Consider the following 4,089-nt stretch of genomic DNA (forward strand, 5'->3'; position numbering starts at 1 on the left):
CGACCCCTAGTCCCCCAGACTAGTGCGCTAACCGGGCTGCGCTACGCTCCGACACCCGGCGGCAAGGCCGGGCCGGGTGTTCCTAGGTGCTTCGGCTTCGTCCTGCAAGCCTTCTCGTGCCGGTTGGATGCGTTCGCGAGGACCGCCGTGGCCGGCATTCCCCCTTCCAGAAGGGGTAACCTTTCGCGGCTAGCATCGAGCAGTGTCCGACACCCTTTCCCGTGCTCCGCCCCGCCTCGGCCCCGCGCTCGTGATGGCCGCGATCGGGATCGTCGCGGAGGCGCGTGCGCAGACGCCTCCGCAGATACCTCCCTTGCCGCCGCCCCGGCCGGCCCTGTCCGCCGGCGCGGCTTTTCCCGCCCCCGCCGCGGCGCCCCTGCCCGGCGGGCGGTCGAAATATTTCCCCATGGTCGAGAGCGAGGCCAAGCAGCGGGGCCTGCCGCCCGAGGTGGCCGACGCGGTGATGCGGATCGAGAGCGGTTACGATGCGAGCGTGATCGGAGGGGTGGGGGAGCGCGGCCTGATGCAGCTCCTGCCTTCCACCGCCGCGATGCTGGGCTTCAAGGGAACGCTCGATGAACTGGCGGAACCCGAGGTCAATATCCGGCTCGGCGTCCGCTATCTGGCGCAGGCTTGGCGGCTGGCCGACGGCGACCTGTGCCGGGCGCTCATGAAATACCGCGCCGGCCACGGCGAGGAGCGCATGTCGGCCCTCTCGGCCGAATATTGCCGCAGGGCCCGGAGCCATCTCGCGGCGCTGGGCTCCCCGCTCGGCGCGGGCGCAGTTCCGGCGGTCACTCTTTCCCCGCGGATATCGGCCGGGGCCGCGACCCCATCCGGCTCGGGCATGGCCATGCGCGGCCGTCATCGCGTCGTGGTCGACAGCGAGCGATTCTGGAGCGCGCATCGGGCGCGGATCCGGGCAATCACGAGCCGCCTCCATGCCCGCCGAGGGCGGCTCGCCTCCGGCTGACGAGCGCGCGGCCTCTCTCAGAGGGCCTTGCTCATGTCGAGCGCCGGCTCGACCTCCTGGGGCAGCGGAGAGATATAGGGCGCATCCGCCGTGCGCCGCTTCAGGTCTTCCTTGGCCGCCGCGATCAGGCCCGGATCGGCGAGGGCGTCGACGGCCGTGCCCGCCATCACCTTGGCGGCGTGGATCATGCCCTTGTGCGCGGCCGGCGTCTTGCCCTGGCCGGTGAACTGCCAGGAATGGAAGGGCGTGCCGATGGCGCAGGTGGCGCCCCACGCCTGGACCGTCGGCACGACCCAGCTCACATCCCCGACATCGGTCGAGCCCGCTCCGCCCCGGCCCCTGGCCTCGAGCGGCACGATGCCCTCGTGGAGGGACTGGCCGGGAACGGGCCGGAGACCGTGGCGGCGATAGGCAGCGCGGATGTCCTCCTCGGTGCAGGTGTCCTGGAAGCTTTTCGCCAAGGCCCTGTCCGCCTCGTCGAAGGGCGGGGGCCCGAGGCGCATGAAATTGTCGTGCATCGCCCTTTCGAGCGGCGTGTTGCCGAGAAGATTCGAGACGGCGCCGATGACGCGCGTCTCGACCTTCGTCTCCGTCATCAGGGCCGCGCCATCCGCGATCTTGCGGACGCGGCCGACGAGCGGACGCAGTTCCACGAGGCTCGATGCCCGGATCAGATAGCGCACCTTGGCGAAAGCCTGGACCACGTTCGGCGCGATGCCGCCGGCATCCAGGATCGCGTAATGGACGCGCGCATCGTCTGGCATATGCTCGCGCATGTAGTTGACGCCGACATTCATCAGCTCGACCGCATCCAGCGCCGAGCGCCCGAGATGCGGCGCGCCGGCGGCGTGGGCGGACTTGCCGGTGAAGCTGAAATCGATGCGGGTATTGGCGAGGGACACGGCGTCGTTGACCGCCGCGAAATGGCCCGGATGCCAGGAGATCGCGATATCGACGTCGTCGAAGGCGCCGGCCCGCACCATGAAGCCCTTGGCGGCGCCGCCTTCCTCGGCCGGGCAGCCGTAATAGCGCACGCGCCCCACGATCCCCTTTGCGGCGAGATAGTCCTTCACGGCTGTCGCGGCGAGCATCGAGGCCGAGCCGAGGAGGTTATGGCCGCAGCCATGTCCGTTGCCGCCGGCTTCGACGGGCGAGGGGGAGGGGAGGCCGGCCTCCTGGCTGAGGCCGGGCAGGGCGTCGTATTCGCCGAGGATCGCGATGACCGGGCCGCCCTCGCCCGCCTCGCCCATCACGGCGGTCGGGATGCCGGCAATGCCCGTCGTCACGCGAAAGCCCTGCTCCTCGAGCATCCTGCGATGCTCCTCGGCCGAGCGATGCTCCGCATAGCACAGCTCGGGCATGCCCCAGACGCGATCCGAAAGCGCGATGAAGGGCTCGCGCTTCTCCTCGACGAAATCCCAGATCGCCTCGCTGTTGCTCATCGCGGATCATCCTGCTCTCGCCTGCGGCAGGCCCATGGCCGCAGCGTCATGACGCCGGGAGAAGCAAGCGCCCCTACTCCGCGGCGACCTGCGCGCCGTAGCCGAGGCGTCCGTTCAGCTCATGGAGCAGCTTCTCGGCGGCTTCCGCGATGACGGTGCCGGGCGGGAAGATGGCCGAGGCGCCGGCGGCGTAGAGGGCGTCGTAATCGCCCGGCGGCACGACGCCGCCGACGACGATCATGATGTCCTCGCGGCCCTCTTCCTTCAGCGCCGCCTTCAGCTCGGGCACGAGGGTCAGATGGCCCGCGGCGAGGGAGGAGACGCCGACGATGTGCACGTCGTTCTCGATCGCCTGGCGCGCGGCTTCCGCCGGCGTCGCGAAGAGGGGGCCGATATCGACGTCGAAGCCGAGATCGGCGAAGGCCGAGGCGATGACCTTCTGGCCGCGGTCGTGGCCGTCCTGGCCCATCTTGGCGACGAGGATGCGCGGGCGGCGCCCGTCGTTTTCCTCGAACTCCTCGACGAGCACGCGCACCCGGTCGATCATCGGCGACTTCGCCTCCCGCTTGTAGACCCCGGAGATCGACTTGATCTCGGCCTTGTGCCGTCCCCAGACGCGCTCCAGCGCCTCGGAGATCTCGCCCACCGTGGCCTTCGCCCGCGCCGCGTCGATGGCGAGGGCGAGGAGATTGCCGCCGCCTTGGCCGGCGGCCTCCGAGAGCCTGGCCGTCGCCGCTTTCACGGCCGTCTCGTCGCGCTCGGAGCGCAGGCGCTTCAGCTTGTCGATCTGGAGCGCGCGCACCGTCGTGTTGTCGACGCGCAGGACGTCGATCTGGCGGTCCTTCTCGGGCCGGTACTTGTTGACGCCGACGAGGGTTTGGGCGCCCGAATCGAGCCGTGCCTGCGTGCGCGCGGCGGCTTCCTCGATGCGCAGCTTCGGAATGCCCGCCTCGATGGCCTTGGCCATGCCGCCCAGCTTCTCGACCTCCTGGATGTGCTCCCACGCCTTCTCGGCGAGATCGCCCGTCAGCTTCTCGATGAAATAGGAGCCGCCCCAGGGATCGATGATCCGCGTCGTGCCGCTTTCCTGCTGGAGGACGAGCTGCGTGTTGCGCGCGATGCGGGCGGAGAAGTCGGTCGGGAGCGCCAGCGCCTCGTCGAGCGCGTTCGTGTGCAGCGACTGTGTGCCGCCCTGCGTCGCGGCCATGGCCTCGATCATGGTGCGGGGCACGTTGTTGAAGACGTCCTGCGCCGCGAGCGACCAGCCCGAGGTCTGGCAATGGGTGCGCAAAGGCAGCGACTTCTCGGATTTCGGCCCGAACTGCTTGACCAGCTTCGCCCACAGGAGGCGAGCGGCGCGCATCTTCGCCACCTCCATGTAGAAATTCATGCCGATGGCCCAGAAGAAGGACAGGCGCGGCGCGAACTGGTCGATCGTGAGCCCGGCCGCAATGCCCGCGCGGATGTATTCGACGCCGTCGGCCAGCGTATATGCCAGTTCGAGATCCTGCGTCGCCCCCGCCTCCTGCATGTGGTAGCCGGAGATCGAGATGGAGTTGAACTTCGGCATTTCCTGCGCCGTATAGTCGATGATGTCGGCGACGATGCGCATCGAGGGCTCGGGCGGGTAGATATAGGTGTTGCGGACCATGAACTCCTTGAGGATGTCGTTCT

Annotated in this window: 3 protein-coding genes; 1 reads left to right on the top strand and 2 read right to left on the bottom strand. The window is 69.2% G+C overall.

Annotated features, from left to right (window positions below; genetic code table 11):
• Positions 1-202: 202 nt before the first annotated feature.
• Entirely contained in the window at positions 203-973 is a 771-nt protein-coding gene (locus PKD06_RS18470) for a transglycosylase SLT domain-containing protein (RefSeq protein ID WP_324382722.1), read from the top strand.
• A gap of 17 nt (positions 974-990) precedes the next feature.
• On the opposite strand, the gene PKD06_RS18475 is transcribed toward PKD06_RS18470, so the two are convergent.
• Together PKD06_RS18475 and scpA are read right to left on the bottom strand one after the other, a co-directional pair.
• A complete protein-coding gene (locus PKD06_RS18475) occupies positions 991-2,415 on the bottom strand; it encodes a M20 family metallopeptidase (RefSeq protein WP_324382724.1) in 1,425 nt (474 codons plus the stop codon).
• 73 nt (positions 2,416-2,488) lie between these two features.
• On the bottom strand, positions 2,489-4,089 hold a 1,601-nt coding region (gene scpA, locus PKD06_RS18480), incomplete at its 5' end, for a methylmalonyl-CoA mutase (protein ID WP_324382727.1).

It is taken from the genome of Enterovirga sp. (assembly GCF_035325185.1).
GTDB lineage: Bacteria > Pseudomonadota > Alphaproteobacteria > Rhizobiales > Beijerinckiaceae > Enterovirga.

Bases quoted from the DNA above. Each gene is read 5' to 3' on its own strand.
- PKD06_RS18475 (WP_324382724.1), bottom strand. From the start codon at position 2,415: ATGAGCAACAGCGAGGCGATCTGGGATTTCGTCGAGGAGAAGCGCGAG.